Raw genomic sequence first — 16,358 nt, 5'->3', positions numbered from 1 at the left:
AAAAGAAATAAACAAACTAAAAACGAAAACTGTTTAAATTAATAAGAATCGAATGAAATGATGATTAAATAGATAGCTGTTAGAATTATATAAGATTAAACCCCATAAAGCGATTTCGGGGAAAACGCTTTATGAGTTTTTAACGGGTTATTCTAACCATAAAGTGTAAATAATCCAGTGTTTTCTAAAAGTCACTCATCCAAGTAAAACAAGCAACCCTGTCACTAGAAGGGTGATTGAATAGAAAATCTACATCACCAAATTGAGCGAAAACATTATATCTTTTACCCTGAGATTCATTAATTACCCAATAGTCGCCAAAATCCCAACCTGCATCACGATAATCATAAATAATTCCCCATTCATTAAACAATCCTCCAACCCATTTATTATTAGAAGAATTCCAATAACTAATTCTGCGTTGATACGTATTGCCTTGTCCTGGCACCCCAAAGTTCCAACCAAAACCATTTGCGTTTGTATAATCTTGTACTTCAGGGACAAAATACGTTTGTGGTGAAGAAAGATTTTTACAAAACGAAAGCGCATTATTGAAATTTTGACCTGTATCCCCTGATTTTACGATAAACCAATGCTCTATTTTAAATTGATAAATCAAGTTTTTTTTTGCTTTATCACTATAAAGTTCAAATCTTGCTGGGTGAAACGTTTTATTTATCGAATTCTGTGTTGGTCCTTTTAAGGTTATCCGAACAATATTACCCTCTAATGCATTATTTTCAGCTGACAATGATAGCGTAATCCCCTTACCTAATACTGGATTTACTTTATTGCCATTAATAGCAATCATTTGCCTTGCTGTCATACCTTCAAGTATTAATTTAAAATATAAATTATTTGCTCCAGTTGTAGGGAAATTCTTTGATGCATTGCCAAGGTCTTGTACTTTAAATCCATGATTTGGATCCCATTGTTCCTCTGGACCAGCATATTCGTTCGTACCATAGTTTAAATTAGGTTGAGCATAACACACCAAAGGTTTATTGATATTGGGTTTGATGTAATATGAGTGGCTAGCCCCAGAGAATTCACTTTCTCCTGGTATACCATACGTTGTCTGTAACCTAGTATCAGTTGCGGTTAATGTTAGTTTATAAGGTGCATTACAAATATTTAATGGCTTATTTGGTTGTTTTTTAACCTCATTAGTAATGTCTTTACCATTTTTGTCTTGCCATTTAATCGTTAATTGACCTGATGCACTGATGCTACCATCCCCGTCATCATCTCGACCATAAGCATTAACCAAATTAGTTAACGAAACTTTAGGATAATTTGAAATAGGCACTATGGTTTGAATATCGGCGAAAGTGTTGGTTATATTTGGCATTTCTATTGGGTTATTTGCATTTGAGGTATCTACCGTTGCATTTGGGTAAAGAGCGCTATTTATACCTGGTGGTATATAGCTACTATTCGGCAGTTTTATGCCTAACAACCCTTCAACGCTTTTTACCTTGGTTGCTCCACCATCAAACGTTAAATACGGCGCACTACCGCGTATTACTTTATTGGTCGTTGCTGATAAAGCGATTGCACTATTTGCAGGTAAAAGAAGATAAATACAAGTAAATAGAGTTAAACGTGAAGAGAAAAATTTTATAAGTGAAAGAAGGTGTTTACATGGAGGATAAAATAGCTGTACCTTACAATTAAAAAGTAACGATCTCAGAGAAATCAAATTTTTTGGTTGTTGAAAAGTATGATTAAATGACATTATACCATTACCTATTCTATTTTGTGAATTTACGATTATTTTAAAGAATTAAATATTTGAGTTATTATTGACCATTAATTAATGGTGTTTCTGTAGTATTAATGCACAAAATATCACCCATTAAGAGGATATTGATTTAATTTTAAACAAGAAATAGTATCATTTAAAGATAAAAAATATTAACTTTTGTTAAGATTCGTTAAGATTTGTTAAAGGTGTTGATTTTGTTATAAACTATATTGACAATATAAAACGAAAAATAAATACAACACTTGTTCTAGGTATTAAATTATCAACCGTAATTCACGATCAACAATACATTATGAATTTATTTGCACATAGAGATTTAGGTATAAAATTCAATTAAAGGACAGCGCCAATGATTCACTCTCAATAAGTTGTCCACCTTAATCATTATGATTAATTTATTATGATAAATATAGTTTAGCATTGCAAATCAAACGCCTTCACCATTGACCTTGGTCTTATTAAACAAAGATTGGTATAATAGCCGTCATTTATTCGAATAAATAGAAAAACTATGTCACAATCTACTTATAATGCCGTTGATATTGAAGTATTAAAAGGCCTTGATCCAGTTCGTCATCGACCAGGAATGTACACTGACACAAGCCGACCAAACCATTTAGGGCAAGAAGTCATTGATAACAGTGTTGATGAAGCTATCGCAGGTCATGCTCGTAAAGTTAAGGTTACCCTTTTTCAAGATAATTCACTAGAAGTTATCGACGATGGGCGAGGAATGCCGGTTGATATTCACCCTGAAGAAGGTGTACCAGCGATTGAATTATTGCTTTGTCGTTTACATGCTGGCGGAAAGTTCTCGAACAAAAATTACCAATTTTCAGGTGGTTTACACGGTGTAGGTATTTCGGTAGTCAATGCATTATCAAAACGTGTTGAAGTTACAGTTCATCGTGATGGACAAGTGTACGAAATAGCTTTTGAAAACGGTAATAAAGTTGAAGATCTGCATATTACGGGCACTTGTGGTCGTCGTAATACAGGTACCAAAGTTCATTTTTGGCCTGACGAAAAATATTTTGATTCGCCTAGATTTTCTGTCCCACGCTTATCACATCTACTAAAAGCTAAAGCGGTACTTTGCCCTGGCCTTGAAATTATTTTTAAAGATGAAATCAATAATACCGAACAACGTTGGTGTTATGAAGATGGCCTAAAAGATTATCTAATGGAATCTGTCAGCGGTTACTCTCTTTTACCTGAAACGCCTTTTACAGGTAATCATACTGGCGAAACAGAAGCTGTAGAATGGGCACTGCTTTGGATGCCAGAAGGTGGAGAATTATTAACTGAAAGTTACGTTAACTTAATCCCAACCGTACAAGGTGGCACCCATGTTAATGGTTTACGTCAAGGATTATTAGACGCAATGCGTGAGTTTTGTGAGTTTCGCAATTTGTTACCACGAGGATTAAAATTAACCGCCGATGATATATGGGAACGCTGTGCCTATGTTATTTCAGTCAAAATGCAAGAGCCTCAGTTTGCGGGTCAAACTAAAGAACGTTTATCATCGCGCCAAAGTGCGGCATTTGTTTCGGCTATTGTGAAAGATGCGTTTAGTCTTTGGTTGAATCAAAATGTACAAATAGCCGAATTACTAGCTGAAATGGTAATTTTATGTGCACAAAAACGCTTAAAAGCGTCCAAAAAAGTCATTCGAAAGAAATTAACCAGTGGTCCAGCATTACCAGGCAAATTGGCTGATTGCTCATCACAAGACTTAAGTCGTACTGAACTGTTTTTAGTGGAAGGCGATTCTGCGGGAGGTTCGGCTAAACAAGCGCGAGATCGTGAATATCAAGCCATTATGCCTCTTAAAGGCAAAATCTTAAATACATGGGAAGTCTCGTCCGATGAAGTACTCGGCTCACAAGAAATCCATGATATTTCTGTTGCTATCGGTATCGATCCAGATAGCGATGATTTAAGCCAATTACGTTATGGTAAAATCTGTATTTTAGCCGATGCTGACTCAGATGGACTACATATTGCAACATTACTTTGTGCTTTATTTGTTCGGCACTTTCGTACGATGGTTGAACATGGGCATGTCTTTGTTGCTATGCCGCCGCTTTACCGCATCGATTTAGGAAAAGAAGTTCATTACGCCTTAGATGAAGAAGAAAAAGAAGGCATTTTAGAACAGCTTAAACGTAAAAAAGGCAAGCCCAATGTGCAGCGCTTTAAAGGTCTAGGTGAAATGAATCCACTACAACTACGCGAAACAACAATGGATCCCAATACGCGTCGTTTAGTACAGCTTTCGCTTGATGATGCTGAGCAAACGATGGCATTAATGGATATGCTACTTGCTAAAAAACGCTCAGAAGATCGCCGCGAATGGTTACAAGAAAAAGGCGATCAAGTTGAACTTGATGTCTAACAAACAGAATGATTTAGAGGAACAATAATGAGTGAGATAACTCATGACGGAGTAGAAATCCAGTCGTTACGCACTTTTACCGAAAGTGCCTATTTAAACTACTCAATGTATGTCATTATGGATCGTGCCTTGCCATTTATTGGAGATGGCTTAAAACCAGTGCAACGACGCATTGTTTATGCTATGTCTGAATTAGGACTTAACGCACAAGCCAAATTTAAAAAATCTGCGCGTACCGTCGGGGATGTGCTTGGTAAATATCATCCTCATGGTGATAGTGCCTGTTATGAAGCGATGGTGCTCATGGCGCAACCATTTTCATATCGCTATCCATTAGTTGATGGGCAAGGTAACTGGGGGGCACCTGATGATCCTAAATCATTCGCCGCTATGCGTTACACTGAATCACGTTTGTCAAAATATGCCGAACTACTATTAGGTGAACTAGGACAAGGAACGGTTGATTATACGCCTAACTTTGATGGTACTTTACAAGAACCTAAAATGTTACCGGCTAGATTACCCAACATTTTATTAAATGGTACAACAGGTATCGCGGTCGGCATGGCAACTGATATACCGCCTCATAACCTTCGTGAAGTCGCGAATGCGGCAATTATGCTTGCTGATAACCCCAATGCGACGCTAAACGAAGTAATGGCTCACATACAAGGCCCCGATTTCCCAACAGAAGCTGAAATTATTACTTCACCAGAAGACATAGCGAAAATCTATAAAACGGGTCGTGGTTCAATCCGTATGCGTGCTGTCTGGAAGAAAGAAGAAGGTGATATTGTAATTACAGATCTGCCTCATCAAGTTTCGGGTGCTAAAATCTTAGAACAAATAGCTTCTCAGATGCGAGCCAAAAAACTACCTTTAATTGAAGATTTACGTGATGAGTCTGATCACGAAAATCCAACTCGTCTGGTCATTGTGCCACGTTCAAATCGAGTAGATTTAGAGCAAGTGATGAATCATCTATTTGCCACAACCGATCTCGAAAAAAGTTATCGGGTTAATATGAATATGATTGGGCTTGATAATCGCCCATCAGTAAAAGGCTTAGTTGAAATTCTTACTGAATGGTTAGAGTATCGAAAAAATACCGTCACTCGACGTTTAAATTACCGTTTAGATAAAATATTAAAACGACTCCATATTCTCGATGGCTTATTAATTGCTTTTTTAAATATTGATGAAGTTATCGAAATTATTCGTCACGAAGATGAACCTAAACAAGAATTAATTAATCGTTTTGCCTTAACTGAAATTCAAGCCGAAGCGATTTTAGAGTTAAAACTTCGCCACTTAGCCAAACTTGAAGAGATGCGCATTAAAGGCGAACAAAGTGAGCTTGCAAAAGAGCGTGATCATCTGCAAGCTTTGTTAGCTTCGCCTAAAAAATTGAGTAATTTAATTAAAAAAGAGCTAAAAGAGGATGCTGAAAAATATGGCGATGACCGTCGTTCTCCAATTGTTGAGCGCAGTGAAGCTAAAGCTATTAGTGAACAAGAGTTAACACCATCTGAACCTGTTACTGTCGTTTTATCTGAAATGGGTTGGGTAAGAACAGCAAAAGGTCATGATATTGATCCTGCTGGTTTAAGTTATAAATCTGGTGATAGTTTTAAAGCTGCCGCCAAAGGCAAAAGTAATCAACCTGTTATTTTCATCGATTCAACGGGACGTAGTTATGCTATAGAACCAAACACGTTACCATCAGCACGAAGTCAAGGCGAACCATTAACTGGTAAATTAGCACTACCCGCTGGTGCAACAGTTGAACATGTGCTCATGTCTCAAAATGATGATCAAAAATTATTACTTGCTTCAAGTGCTGGTTATGGATTTATTGGTAAATTTAGTGATTTGATTGCTCGCAATCGTAATGGTAAAGCAATTATTAATTTGCCTAAAGAATCTAAAATATTGCCACCAATTGAAATCACATCTGAAGATAGTTTACTACTATCAATCACCAAAGCAGGTCGAATGCTCATATTTCCTGTAAAAGATTTACCTGAACTTGCTAAAGGTAAAGGAAATAAAATAGTATCACTTTCAGGTGCTGATGACTGCCTTACTTATACTCTATTAATTACACAAGACACTTCAATAACGTTATATGTTGGTAAACGCAAACTTACATTATATCCTGCTGATTTACAAAAATTTAAGGCAGAGCGAGCACGAAAAGGTACACCATTACCGAGAGGTTTACAAAAGATAGATAAAATAGAGGTGAACGAATAATATGTCTTTTATCTGGGCAATAATTGCAGGCTTTGTTTTGAGCACTGTATTAAAAACAGGATGGGGATTTATTCTTGGGCTTTTTGTTGGGCCAATGCTTTACCGCATGTTTTGTAATAAATTGACCGAACAAAGAACACAAGCAAATCCAACACTTTATTTAACTGTTGTTTTTGAAGTTCTAGGTCACTTAAGTAAAGCTAAAGGGGTCGTTACACAAGATGATATTAATCTTGCCAGTCAATTTATGGATAGATTACAACTTGACCGAAACGGCCGAAAACTAGCACAAGATTCATTTAATAATGGTAAAGCAAGTGACTACCCACTAAGATCTCGTTTGGCTGAGCTATACGCACAATATCGTTTTCGACGTAATGTGTTAAATATTTTTTGTGAGCAATTGATCCAAGCCGCATTAGTTGATGGCGTTTTAGACGAAAAAGAACAACAAATTTTATTTATTGTGGCTGAAGAATTTAATATTCCACGTCAACAAATGGCAATATATATCCAAATGATGATGGGAAGTTATCACTTCCGTCAAAATGGCTATAGTAACCAATACGGACAACGAGACCAATACCAACGCAGTAATAATTATGGAAATTATCAAGGTCGCTCACCACAATCCGACCTACAAAATGCTTACAAAATTTTAGGTGTTGCAGCTACAGCTGAAATCTCAGAAATAAAAAGAGCTTATCGTAAATTAATGAATGAGCATCATCCTGATAAGTTAGTATCGAAAGGCTTACCGAAAGAGATGCTTGAAGCCGCCAAAAAACGTGCACAAGAGATTCAAGCGGCCTATGATCTTATCAAAGCATCACGTGGATTTAAGTAGAGACTATCATCATGATGCATTGGCGATCAATTTTACGAATTATCGGTTTATTAGTATCCCTATTATCGATATTCATGTTATTACCAGCACTTGTTGCATTAATCTATCGCGATGGGGCTGGTGCAATTTTTGTTCGCTCTTTTTTTGTTGCCTTAATTTTAGGAATTGCACTATGGTTTCCTAATCGTAATCATCGCCACGAGCTGAGCACACGTGAAGGCTTTTTTATCGTCGTACTATTTTGGGTTGTTCTAGGATCAATTGGCGCTTTTCCTTTTATTTTTGATACACATATTAATTTAAATTTAAATACTGCATTTTTTGAATCATTTTCAAGCTTAACCACAACAGGTGCCACCACAATTGTTAAGTTAGATCATCTACCTAAAGCTTTACTTTTCTATCGCCAATTATTGCAATGGCTTGGAGGGATGGGGATTATCGTGCTAGCTGTTGCTATCTTACCATTACTGGGGGTAGGGGGAATGCAACTTTATCGTGCCGAAATTCCCGGTCCGCAAAAAGACAGTAAAATGCGTCCACGTATTGCTGAAACAGCTAAAACACTTTGGTCAATTTATATTTTGCTAACAACGCTTTGTGCTATTTGTCTCTGGCTGGCTGGTATGAATGTATTTGATGCTGTGTCACATAGTTTCTCTACAATATCAATGGGAGGGTTTTCAACCCATGATGATAATTTAGCCTATTTTAATAGTCCGGTAATCAATTACATCGTCACCCTCTTTTTGATTTTATCCGGCTGTAATTTTGCGCTCCATTTTGCCGCACTAAGTGGCTTTTCGATTAAAGAGTACTGGCGTGATCAAGAGTTCAGAACATTTATATTTATTCTACTGATACTAGTTGCTATCTGCACAATTGTTATTTATTTCTATAAACCACACCGCCTGAGCATTGATAAAATTATTTTACAAGTGGTATCCATATCATCAACAGCAGGCTTTAGTGTCGATGATATCAACACATGGCCATCATCATTACCAATCTTTTTATTGTGCGCTTCATTTATTGGTGGTTGTGCGGGATCAACGGGTGGCGGTTTAAAAGTGGTTCGTGTGTTAATTTTGTTTATGCAAGGCTCACGTGAACTAAAGCGCCTTATTCATCCTAACGCTATTTATACTTTAAAATTAAATAATCGCGTGGTTTCTGAACGCATAATCGAAGCGATTTGGGGATTCTTTTCTGCATATACGTTGGTCTTTTTAGTTAGCTTATTTATTATTATGGCAACAGGCATTGATGCCACTGACTCTTTTTACATAGTAGCATCATCACTTAACAATTTAGGGGTTGGTCTTGGTAGTGTAAGTGATAATTTTGCTAGTGTCAGTGATATAGTAAAATGGGTAATGGTGGTTGACATGTTATTTGGGCGATTAGAAATATTTACCTTACTAGTTTTATTCACACCAACATTTTGGAAAAGCTAAATTTATACTGAAACACATAGTTACCTGAAAGTTTTTAACAGGATATGCAATTTTTATAAATATTTTATTGATTATTTGCTCAATTACAGACAGAATTACAACGCAGCATGTGCTGTATTTATTAGAGGTAATCACCTGACATATGGAATGGATCATGGATCCTACAATCTGGATTGGCTTATCCACTCTGGTTGTACTTGAAATCGTCCTTGGTATTGATAACATTGTTTTTATAGCCATTCTTGCCGAGAAACTTCCACCCCAACAACGAGATAAAGCCCGCGTTACCGGTCTTGCTTTTGCATTAATCACTCGAATTTTATTATTAATGTTTACGGGTTGGTTAGTCACACTCACTACACCGCTATTTTCGATATCCGAGATCAGTTTTAATGCCCGACAACTAATTATGCTAATTGGTGGTATATTCTTGCTATTTAAAGCTACCATGGAGCTCAATGAACGCCTTGAAGGCACATCAAATGAGGATGGTAAACCTAAAAAGACATCCCACTTCTGGACTGTCGTTGCTCAGATAGTTGTACTTGATGCAGTGTTCTCGCTTGATTCAGTTATTACAGCTGTTGGAATGGTCGAACATATCCCAGTGATGATTATTGCCGTTTGTATAGCAATAGGTATTATGATGGTTGCAAGCAAACCATTGGCTAATTTTGTCAACGCCCATCCAACCATTGTGATCCTATGTTTGAGCTTCTTATTAATGATAGGATTTAGCCTTGTTGCCGAAGGTTTTGATTTTATTATCCCAAAAGGTTACTTATATGCGGCGATCGGTTTCTCAATCATGATTGAATTTTTTAATCAATTAGCCATACTAAATCGCCGTAAAGCATTAAATAAAAAACCGTTACGAGAACGTACTGCCGAAGCTATTTTACATCTACTAAAAGGTGATGCTGAGGAAGATCCCGATACTCATAATATTGATATCGTATCTGATGCTAATAAAAAAGTATCAGTGTTTAATCATCAAGAACTCAGCATGGTTGAACGAGTACTTGGACTTGCACAGCGTTCGGTCAGTAGCATTATGACATCTCGACTTGATGTTGATATGGTCAATATTAATGACGATCGTGATGTTATAATAAAAGAAATCTTTGATAATCCTCATTCTCGTTTAGTTGTCACTGATAATGACTCAATTGATGAGCCTTTAGGCATTATCCAAGTTAATGACCTTTTAAAAGATGTACTACAAAGCAAAGCACCGATCGATATACACTCACTAATCAAACAACCTTTAATCTTTCCAGAAACCGTATCGTTACTGGTTGCATTAGAACAATTTAAAAAGGCCAAAACTCATTTTGCTTTTGTGGTTGATGAATTTGGTTCAATGCAAGGGGTTGTCTCGGTAACAGATATTATCGAAACCATTGCTGGTGATTTTCCAACAGAAGAAGAGGAAATTGATGCTAAACATGATATTCAATGTCTAGATGATAATAGCTGGATTGCTAATGGTTATATTCCAGTTGAAGAGCTAGTCCGTTTTGTACCAATACCGATCGATGATAAACGTGAATATCATACCCTAGCGGGGCTATTAATGGAAAAAGCTCAACATTTACTCAATGTTGGTGAAACCTTGCAAATTGGCGATTATTTATTTGAAGTAGCTGAAATAGAAAGTCATAGAATTCTTAAAGTAAAAATCACGTTAAATAAACCTGATTCTGTAGCATTATAATACAGCAAAGAGAAATAACTAGAATAACGCTTGACCAAAATAAATAACTAGCAATAATTGACGCTGAAAAATTTTTGTTTATTTGAAGGTGCGGAGTAAATACTCCTCATCTTTTTTATTTTTCCCCTTTAGTAAAAAATAGGTAAAACTGTTTATAAACTTTTACTCTTACTTATCAATCTAAATTAGGCCTAAACTTATGAAGTCAATATTCGAAAAAACCTTTCAATTGAAAGAGAAAAAAACAACTATCGGTACTGAAATTATCGCTGGTTGTACTACCTTTTTAACAATGGTTTATATCATCTTTGTTAATCCATCGATTCTATCTGCAACTGGCATGGATAAATCTGCGGTGTTTGTACTAACTTGTGTAATTACTGCATTGGCAACGATTTTAATGGGCTTATTTGCTAACTTACCAATAGCACTTGCACCGGCAATGGGGCTGAACGTCTTCTTTGCTTATGGCGTCTGTGGTGCAATGGGCTACTCTTGGCAAGTCGGTATGGGAGCCATATTTTGGGGGTCATTAGTCTTTTTTGCGTTATCACTATTTAAAGTTCGTCACTGGTTAATTGAACACATTCCACAATGCTTACGTGTAGGTATTAGTGCAGGTATTGGACTATTTATTGCTTTTATGGGATTTCAAAATATGGGCATTGTAGTCGCTTCTCCTTCCACACTATTAACTATGGGGAATATCTTATCGCTTAAAGTCCTATTAGGATCACTAGGTTTTTTCATCATTGTCATTTTAGCGGCTCGTAACTTTCATGCAGCAGTATTAATTTCAATTTTAGTTGTAACTTTATTAGCACTATGGCTCGATCCAAATATCACTTACCAAGGTATTATATCTATGCCACCAAGTGTAACTAGCGTTGTTGGTCATGTAGATTTAGCAGGTTCGCTTAATATCGGTATCATGGGCGTTATTTTTTCAATAATGATTGTCAGCTTATTCGACTCATCAGGCACTATTTTAGCACTAACAGATAAAGCAGGCATTAGTGACGAAAAAGGTCGATTCCCCAAAATGCGTCAAGCGCTGTTAATTGATAGTTTTAGCTCATCTTTAGGTGGATTATTTGGTACATCATCAGTGTTAACCTATATTGAAAGTTCCGCAGGTATCTCTGTGGGTGGTCGAACAGGATTAACCGCAGTAGTAGTTGGACTATTATTCTTATTGGTAGCCTTTTTCTCGCCACTGGCACATTTAGTACCTACCTATGCAACATCAGGCGCACTTATCTTTGTTGGGATCTTAATGGTTTCAAGCTTAGTTAAAGTTAACTGGTCTGACTTAACAGAGGCAACACCAGCTTTTATTACAGCAATTATGATGCCATTTGCCTTTGCAATTACTGAAGGGGTTGCACTAGGTTTTATCTCTTATGTAGTGTTAAAAACCTTTACTGGCAAATTTAAACAATTAAATCTTTGTGTAATAATTTTTGCTTTACTATTTGCTTTAAAATTTATTTTTATTGATCATCATTAAAAACAACTCCCCATCGTTACTTACGATGGGGAAATTTTTCAAGAAATTAACGCATTGGATACTTATGGTTAATATAAAGGATCAACTCCATTTAGCTCTCTAATGATGAAATTTCCTGTTTTTCCAACGTCTAGTGTTGTTTTTAGCCATGGCAAAATTGTATGCATTTGTTCGTGTAATTTCCATGGTGGGTTAATTACTATCATCCCTGATGCTGTCATGCCTTTTTGGTTATTATCAGGCTTTATTGCCAGCTCAAATTGTGAAATTCGTTTTATGCCTAAGTTAACAATATTATCAATCATTTTTTGAGTTTGTGTACGAGATACCACAGGATACCAAATTAAGTAAACACCTGTTGCAAAACGTTTATATGCTTCAAATAATGCTGCAGGGATTTTTTTATAATCGTCTTTAATTTCATAAGAAGGATCAATCAATATTATTCCACGACGAGATAGTGGAGGTAACTTTGATTTTAATTGGGAAAATCCATCTTCACGTAAAACTTTTGTTCGTTTATCTTTACTAAATTCTTGTTTTAATAAAGGGTAATCAGTTGGGTGTAACTCTGTAAGGTTGAGCTTGTCTTGTTCACGTAATAATTGCTTCGCAATTAATGGTGAACCAGGATAATATTTTATTTCCTCAAAAGGATTATAACGTCTTAGTACCGATATGTATGTATTAAGCAATTCAGGAATATTAGATTGTTGCCATAGTAAATTAATTCCTGATAAATATTCACCCGTTTTTTCTGCATGTTCACTTCTTAATAGATATCGTCCAGCCCCCGAGTGTGTATCTAAATATAAAAAAGGCTTTTCTTTTTCCTTTAATGATTCAATACATAATGTTAAAACAATATGTTTTAATACATCTGCATGATTTCCTGCATGGTAACTGTGGCGGTAGCTTAGCATAGGGAATCTACTCTCTTTTTTTCATTTTTTTGCATATAAAAGGTTATTAAGGATAAACAAAGAAGACAAGGAATTTCCATTAATTCTTCAATGAGATCTTTTCGCTCTTTTGTTATAACTAGAAATTCATGTCCAATACGGCGATGTTCAGCAATATCAGCTATACCTAAGAATAAAAAAGCAAAGAATATATGCCAAAATGGTATTTTTTCGTATTTGTAGCGACGAGCAATTTCTCGGCGAATCGTGGGTAAAAATATACTTAGTATTGGGATCGCTATTAATATACTAGCAATGATTTTATAATAGAAACGAGGTACCTCAGGGAAAAAGTCTCTTCCCCAACTAATTCCTCGACCAAAAAGCATAAACCACCAGAAAATTGTCCAAATCCAAAATCTATAAAGCTCAGAATGTTCAGATCCTCGTTTTGCATAATAATAGGTATAACAGCACATAAATAATAAGAAGAGAGATTGAATATGTTCAATCACTACAACCGTCATTCCATTGTATAAAGGTATAAACCAATTTCCCGTAATATATAGGATAATGCCAAGAGTGAGAATTAATAACGAACTTTTGTAAAAATGAAAATCTAACTTACACATATAATATCTTAGTACTAAATGGCACTTTTAAGTTTGAGTATAGTACCGCATTTACGACATAAATAACTAGTTTTATTATTTTGAATTTTGTTGTGTCTTATTGAGGTTAATTGATGTTGTTGACAACTACAGTAGTATAAATAAGTATTGCGTTGAATAGGAAAACGGTGAGTTGTTGCAGGGATTTTTCCTAATATTTCTGACATAATATATTGCCATTCTTTACCATGTGGTTTTACTTTGCCAAACTCTTTAAAGACAATGAGATGTGCTAATTCGTGAGGCACAACTTCCTCAATAAATTGAGTACCATTATCTAGCAACATAATCGAATTAAGTTGAATTTCCCAACGTGTTAAAAAGGCACTACCAGCAATACTGCCTTTGGGTTTATAAATGATCTTAGGCTCTTTATATTGGGAATGTAGACGTTGATTGGCTTGCATTAAGTGAGTTCTTAAACAAGCCATAGTTTGATTATGTAAATAAATTGGTATGCGTTTATAGTCCTGCTGCATCACGTAGTAGTGCCGCTTTATCAGTTTTTTCCCAAGGGAATATATCTCGACCAAAATGACCGTAACTTGCAGTTTGTTGATAGATCGGTTGAATTAGCTCAAGCATTTGGATCAATCCATAAGGTCTTAAATCAAAGAATTCTTTAATAAGCGATACAATTTTATCGTGATGGATTTTTTCTGTGCCGAAAGTATTGACATAGATTGATGTAGGATTGGCAATACCAATTGCATAAGATATTTGTAATTCACATCTGTCAGCAAGTCCTGCAGCAACAATATTCTTTGCAACATAGCGTGCGGCATAAGCTGCTGAGCGGTCAACTTTCGAAGGATCTTTTCCAGAAAAGGCACCACCACCATGATGAGCTGCTCCACCGTACGTATCGACAATGATTTTGCGTCCAGTTAGTCCACAGTCTCCCATAGGGCCACCAATAACAAAACGTCCAGTTGGATTAATAAAGTATTTTGTTCTAGGTGTTAACCATTCGGCTGGCAATGTTGGTTTAATGATTTCTTCCATGACGGCTTCATGTAATGCTTTTTGCTCAATACCTTCTGAATGCTGAGTTGATAGAACGATTGTATCAGCACCTTTTATCTGACCGTCTTGGTAAATTAATGTTACTTGGCTTTTTGCATCAGGTCTTAACCAAGGAAGTGTACCATTTTTTCTAACTTCTGCTTGGCGGCGCATTAAGTCATGAGCATAGCTTATAGCAGCAGGCATTAGATTTGGCATTTCATTGGTAGCATAACCAAACATAATACCTTGGTCACCAGCACCTTGTTCTAGAGGATCGTTTCGATCAACTCCTTGATTGATATCCGGAGATTGTTTACCAATAGCATTAAGCACCGCACATGAATTTGCATCAAATCCCATTTCTGAACTGGTATATCCAATATCATTAATTGTTTTTCGAGTTAATTCTTCAATGTCTACCCAAGCTGAAGTAGTGATTTCACCGCCAACTAAGGCCATACCGGTTTTTACATATGTTTCGCAAGCAACACGCGCTTTCGGATCTTGTTTTAAAATTGCATCAAGTACAGCATCAGATATCTGATCGGCAATTTTATCTGGATGACCTTCTGAAACAGATTCTGAAGTAAATAGAAACTCTGACATAGAATACCCCCTTAACTTATTCTTGCACAATATTCGAAATATAATATTTAGCTTTAGTAAGTATTTATTTTAGCAGTTTTACCGTCTAGACGTCTAGTTTATAATTTATGGAACTAAATGCAACATTAGCTTGGGTAAAATACTTGCATTAATTTTTAATCAATTTACGATATGACGCGTTTCTAATTTATTATTTAATATCCTATAGCTAAAATGAATATCGTAAAACAATCTCCTTCAGTGTTAATATTTGATTCAGGTATTGGTGGTTTATCTGTTTATAATGAAATTTACAATAAAATACCTAATGCACACTATATCTATGTATTCGATAATGAGATGTTCCCTTATGGTGATAAATCATCAGAGTTTTTAATTAATAGAGTGAACTCTGTCATTGAGGCTGTTACTAAATTTTATCCAATTGATTTAGCAGTTATTGCTTGTAATACAGCTAGTACTATCTGTTTACCTAGTTTGCGCGCTAAATTTTCTTTCCCTATTATTGGTGTTGTACCAGCGATTAAACCAGCTAGCTTACTTACTAAAAATAAATGTATAGGATTATTAGCAACAAAGGCAACAGTTGAAAGAACTTATATAACCGATTTAATACAGCAATTTGCTTCACATTGTACTGTTAAAATGTTAGGTTTATCGGAATTAGCAATTATAGCCGAAAATAAATTACAAGGCATTAATGTAGATATGAAACAGTTAAAAGAACTAATGCAACCTTGGCTTGGACTACAAATAATCCCCGATACAATAGTTTTAGGTTGTACGCATTATCCTTTTATTAAAACAGAATTACAGACGCTTTTTCCTCAGGCGAGTCTAATAGATTCAGGTTATGCGATTGCAACAAGGGTCTGTAATTTACTAAATGATAAATATAATCTGGACCAAATAATTCCTTCTGCGTCCGAAAATATTGTATTAAGTACAGTTTATACTCAGTCTGTAGAAAAGTTGATTGAAAAACTATCTGATTATAATCTTAATAAATATCATGCCATTAAAGTTTATGAAGATTAAAACTTGCGCGACCGGGTAACTATTTTATCTTTTTTGCTTGCACAAAAATTTTAAGCCCCTATAATGCGCATCCACTGACACGCAGTCAGCGACAAGCAGGCGAAGAGTTGGTGATTAAGTGAGATCAAAAATTTTAAAAAAGATCTTGACGAATAAAAAAGGTTAGCGTAGTATACG

General features: G+C 35.7%; 12 protein-coding genes. 7 read left to right on the top strand and 5 right to left on the bottom strand.

The annotated features are described in order from the left end of the window. Positions 1 to 184: 184 nt before the first annotated feature. Entirely contained in the window at positions 185 to 1,738 is a 1,554-nt protein-coding gene (locus ACGH6S_RS02555) for a hypothetical protein (RefSeq protein ID WP_174799357.1), read from the bottom strand. Positions 1,739 to 2,279: 541 nt separating this feature from the next. Here ACGH6S_RS02555 and parE point away from each other — a divergent pair. From parE to ACGH6S_RS02525, 6 genes are all read left to right on the top strand, one after another. Further along, on the top strand, positions 2,280 to 4,169 hold the full coding sequence (parE, locus tag ACGH6S_RS02550) for a DNA topoisomerase IV subunit B (protein ID WP_174799358.1): 1,890 nt from the start codon (positions 2,280 to 2,282) through the stop codon (positions 4,167 to 4,169). Between the two features lie 27 nt (positions 4,170 to 4,196). Then, positions 4,197 to 6,425 (top strand): DNA topoisomerase IV subunit A, encoded by a 2,229-nt coding sequence (gene parC / locus ACGH6S_RS02545; RefSeq protein WP_085165643.1) that lies wholly within the window; start codon positions 4,197 to 4,199, stop codon positions 6,423 to 6,425. A 1-nt stretch (position 6,426) separates the two neighbouring features. Next, entirely contained in the window at positions 6,427 to 7,272 is an 846-nt protein-coding gene (gene djlA, locus ACGH6S_RS02540; protein WP_085165641.1) for a co-chaperone DjlA, read from the top strand. Positions 7,273 to 7,286: 14 nt separating this feature from the next. After that, positions 7,287 to 8,729, top strand: coding sequence for a TrkH family potassium uptake protein (locus ACGH6S_RS02535; RefSeq protein ID WP_065561201.1), 1,443 nt, complete (start codon positions 7,287 to 7,289; stop codon positions 8,727 to 8,729). 142 nt (positions 8,730 to 8,871) lie between these two features. Continuing rightward, positions 8,872 to 10,446 carry a TerC family protein gene (locus tag ACGH6S_RS02530; RefSeq protein WP_034913350.1) on the top strand — a complete coding sequence of 525 codons (1,575 nt, stop codon included), beginning with the start codon at positions 8,872 to 8,874 and terminating at the stop codon, positions 10,444 to 10,446. Between the two features lie 199 nt (positions 10,447 to 10,645). Next, on the top strand, positions 10,646 to 11,956 hold the full coding sequence (locus ACGH6S_RS02525) for an NCS2 family permease (RefSeq protein ID WP_411578253.1): 1,311 nt from the start codon (positions 10,646 to 10,648) through the stop codon (positions 11,954 to 11,956). A gap of 68 nt (positions 11,957 to 12,024) precedes the next feature. On the opposite strand, the gene ACGH6S_RS02520 is transcribed toward ACGH6S_RS02525, so the two are convergent. Genes ACGH6S_RS02520 through metK form a run of 4 tightly spaced genes read right to left on the bottom strand, consistent with a single transcriptional unit; the run spans position 12,025 to position 15,143 of the window. Beyond that, complete coding sequence (locus tag ACGH6S_RS02520) at positions 12,025 to 12,879, bottom strand: 23S rRNA (adenine(2030)-N(6))-methyltransferase RlmJ (protein ID WP_296300543.1); 855 nt, start codon at positions 12,877 to 12,879, stop codon at positions 12,025 to 12,027. Then, positions 12,873 to 13,490, bottom strand: coding sequence for a hypothetical protein (locus ACGH6S_RS02515; RefSeq protein ID WP_085165635.1), 618 nt, complete (start codon positions 13,488 to 13,490; stop codon positions 12,873 to 12,875). The genes ACGH6S_RS02520 and ACGH6S_RS02515 overlap by 7 nt, the downstream gene beginning before the upstream one ends. A 14-nt stretch (positions 13,491 to 13,504) precedes the next feature. Further along, on the bottom strand, positions 13,505 to 14,008 hold the full coding sequence (locus tag ACGH6S_RS02510) for a SprT family zinc-dependent metalloprotease (RefSeq protein WP_034913345.1): 504 nt from the start codon (positions 14,006 to 14,008) through the stop codon (positions 13,505 to 13,507). After that, complete coding sequence (gene metK, locus ACGH6S_RS02505; protein WP_296300545.1) at positions 13,992 to 15,143, bottom strand: methionine adenosyltransferase; 1,152 nt, start codon at positions 15,141 to 15,143, stop codon at positions 13,992 to 13,994. The genes ACGH6S_RS02510 and metK overlap by 17 nt, the downstream gene beginning before the upstream one ends. Before the next feature lie 213 nt (positions 15,144 to 15,356). On the opposite strand from metK, the gene murI reads away from it, so the two are divergent. Then, the gene (gene murI, locus ACGH6S_RS02500) at positions 15,357 to 16,181 is read left to right on the top strand and encodes a glutamate racemase (protein WP_411578252.1); all 825 of its coding nucleotides are present in this window, start codon (positions 15,357 to 15,359) and stop codon (positions 16,179 to 16,181) included. Positions 16,182 to 16,358 lie beyond the last annotated feature (177 nt).

This window comes from Gilliamella sp. BG3 (assembly GCF_046635605.1).
In the GTDB taxonomy this organism is placed as follows: domain Bacteria; phylum Pseudomonadota; class Gammaproteobacteria; order Enterobacterales; family Orbaceae; genus Gilliamella; species Gilliamella bombi.
The sequence above is the reverse complement of the archived record's forward strand: the minus strand, read 5'-3'. Positions and strand labels throughout refer to the sequence as shown.

Bases quoted from the DNA above. Each gene is read 5' to 3' on its own strand.
- ACGH6S_RS02555 (WP_174799357.1), bottom strand. From the start codon at position 1,738: ATGTCATTTAATCATACTTTTCAACAACCAAAAAATTTGATTTCTCTG.
- parE (WP_174799358.1), top strand. From the start codon at position 2,280: ATGTCACAATCTACTTATAATGCCGTTGATATTGAAGTATTAAAAGGC.
- parC (WP_085165643.1), top strand. From the start codon at position 4,197: ATGAGTGAGATAACTCATGACGGAGTAGAAATCCAGTCGTTACGCACT.
- djlA (WP_085165641.1), top strand. From the start codon at position 6,427: ATGTCTTTTATCTGGGCAATAATTGCAGGCTTTGTTTTGAGCACTGTA.
- ACGH6S_RS02535 (WP_065561201.1), top strand. From the start codon at position 7,287: ATGCATTGGCGATCAATTTTACGAATTATCGGTTTATTAGTATCCCTA.
- ACGH6S_RS02530 (WP_034913350.1), top strand. From the start codon at position 8,872: ATGGAATGGATCATGGATCCTACAATCTGGATTGGCTTATCCACTCTG.
- ACGH6S_RS02525 (WP_411578253.1), top strand. From the start codon at position 10,646: ATGAAGTCAATATTCGAAAAAACCTTTCAATTGAAAGAGAAAAAAACA.
- ACGH6S_RS02520 (WP_296300543.1), bottom strand. From the start codon at position 12,879: ATGCTAAGCTACCGCCACAGTTACCATGCAGGAAATCATGCAGATGTA.
- ACGH6S_RS02515 (WP_085165635.1), bottom strand. From the start codon at position 13,490: ATGTGTAAGTTAGATTTTCATTTTTACAAAAGTTCGTTATTAATTCTC.
- ACGH6S_RS02510 (WP_034913345.1), bottom strand. From the start codon at position 14,008: ATGCAGCAGGACTATAAACGCATACCAATTTATTTACATAATCAAACT.
- metK (WP_296300545.1), bottom strand. From the start codon at position 15,143: ATGTCAGAGTTTCTATTTACTTCAGAATCTGTTTCAGAAGGTCATCCA.
- murI (WP_411578252.1), top strand. From the start codon at position 15,357: ATGAATATCGTAAAACAATCTCCTTCAGTGTTAATATTTGATTCAGGT.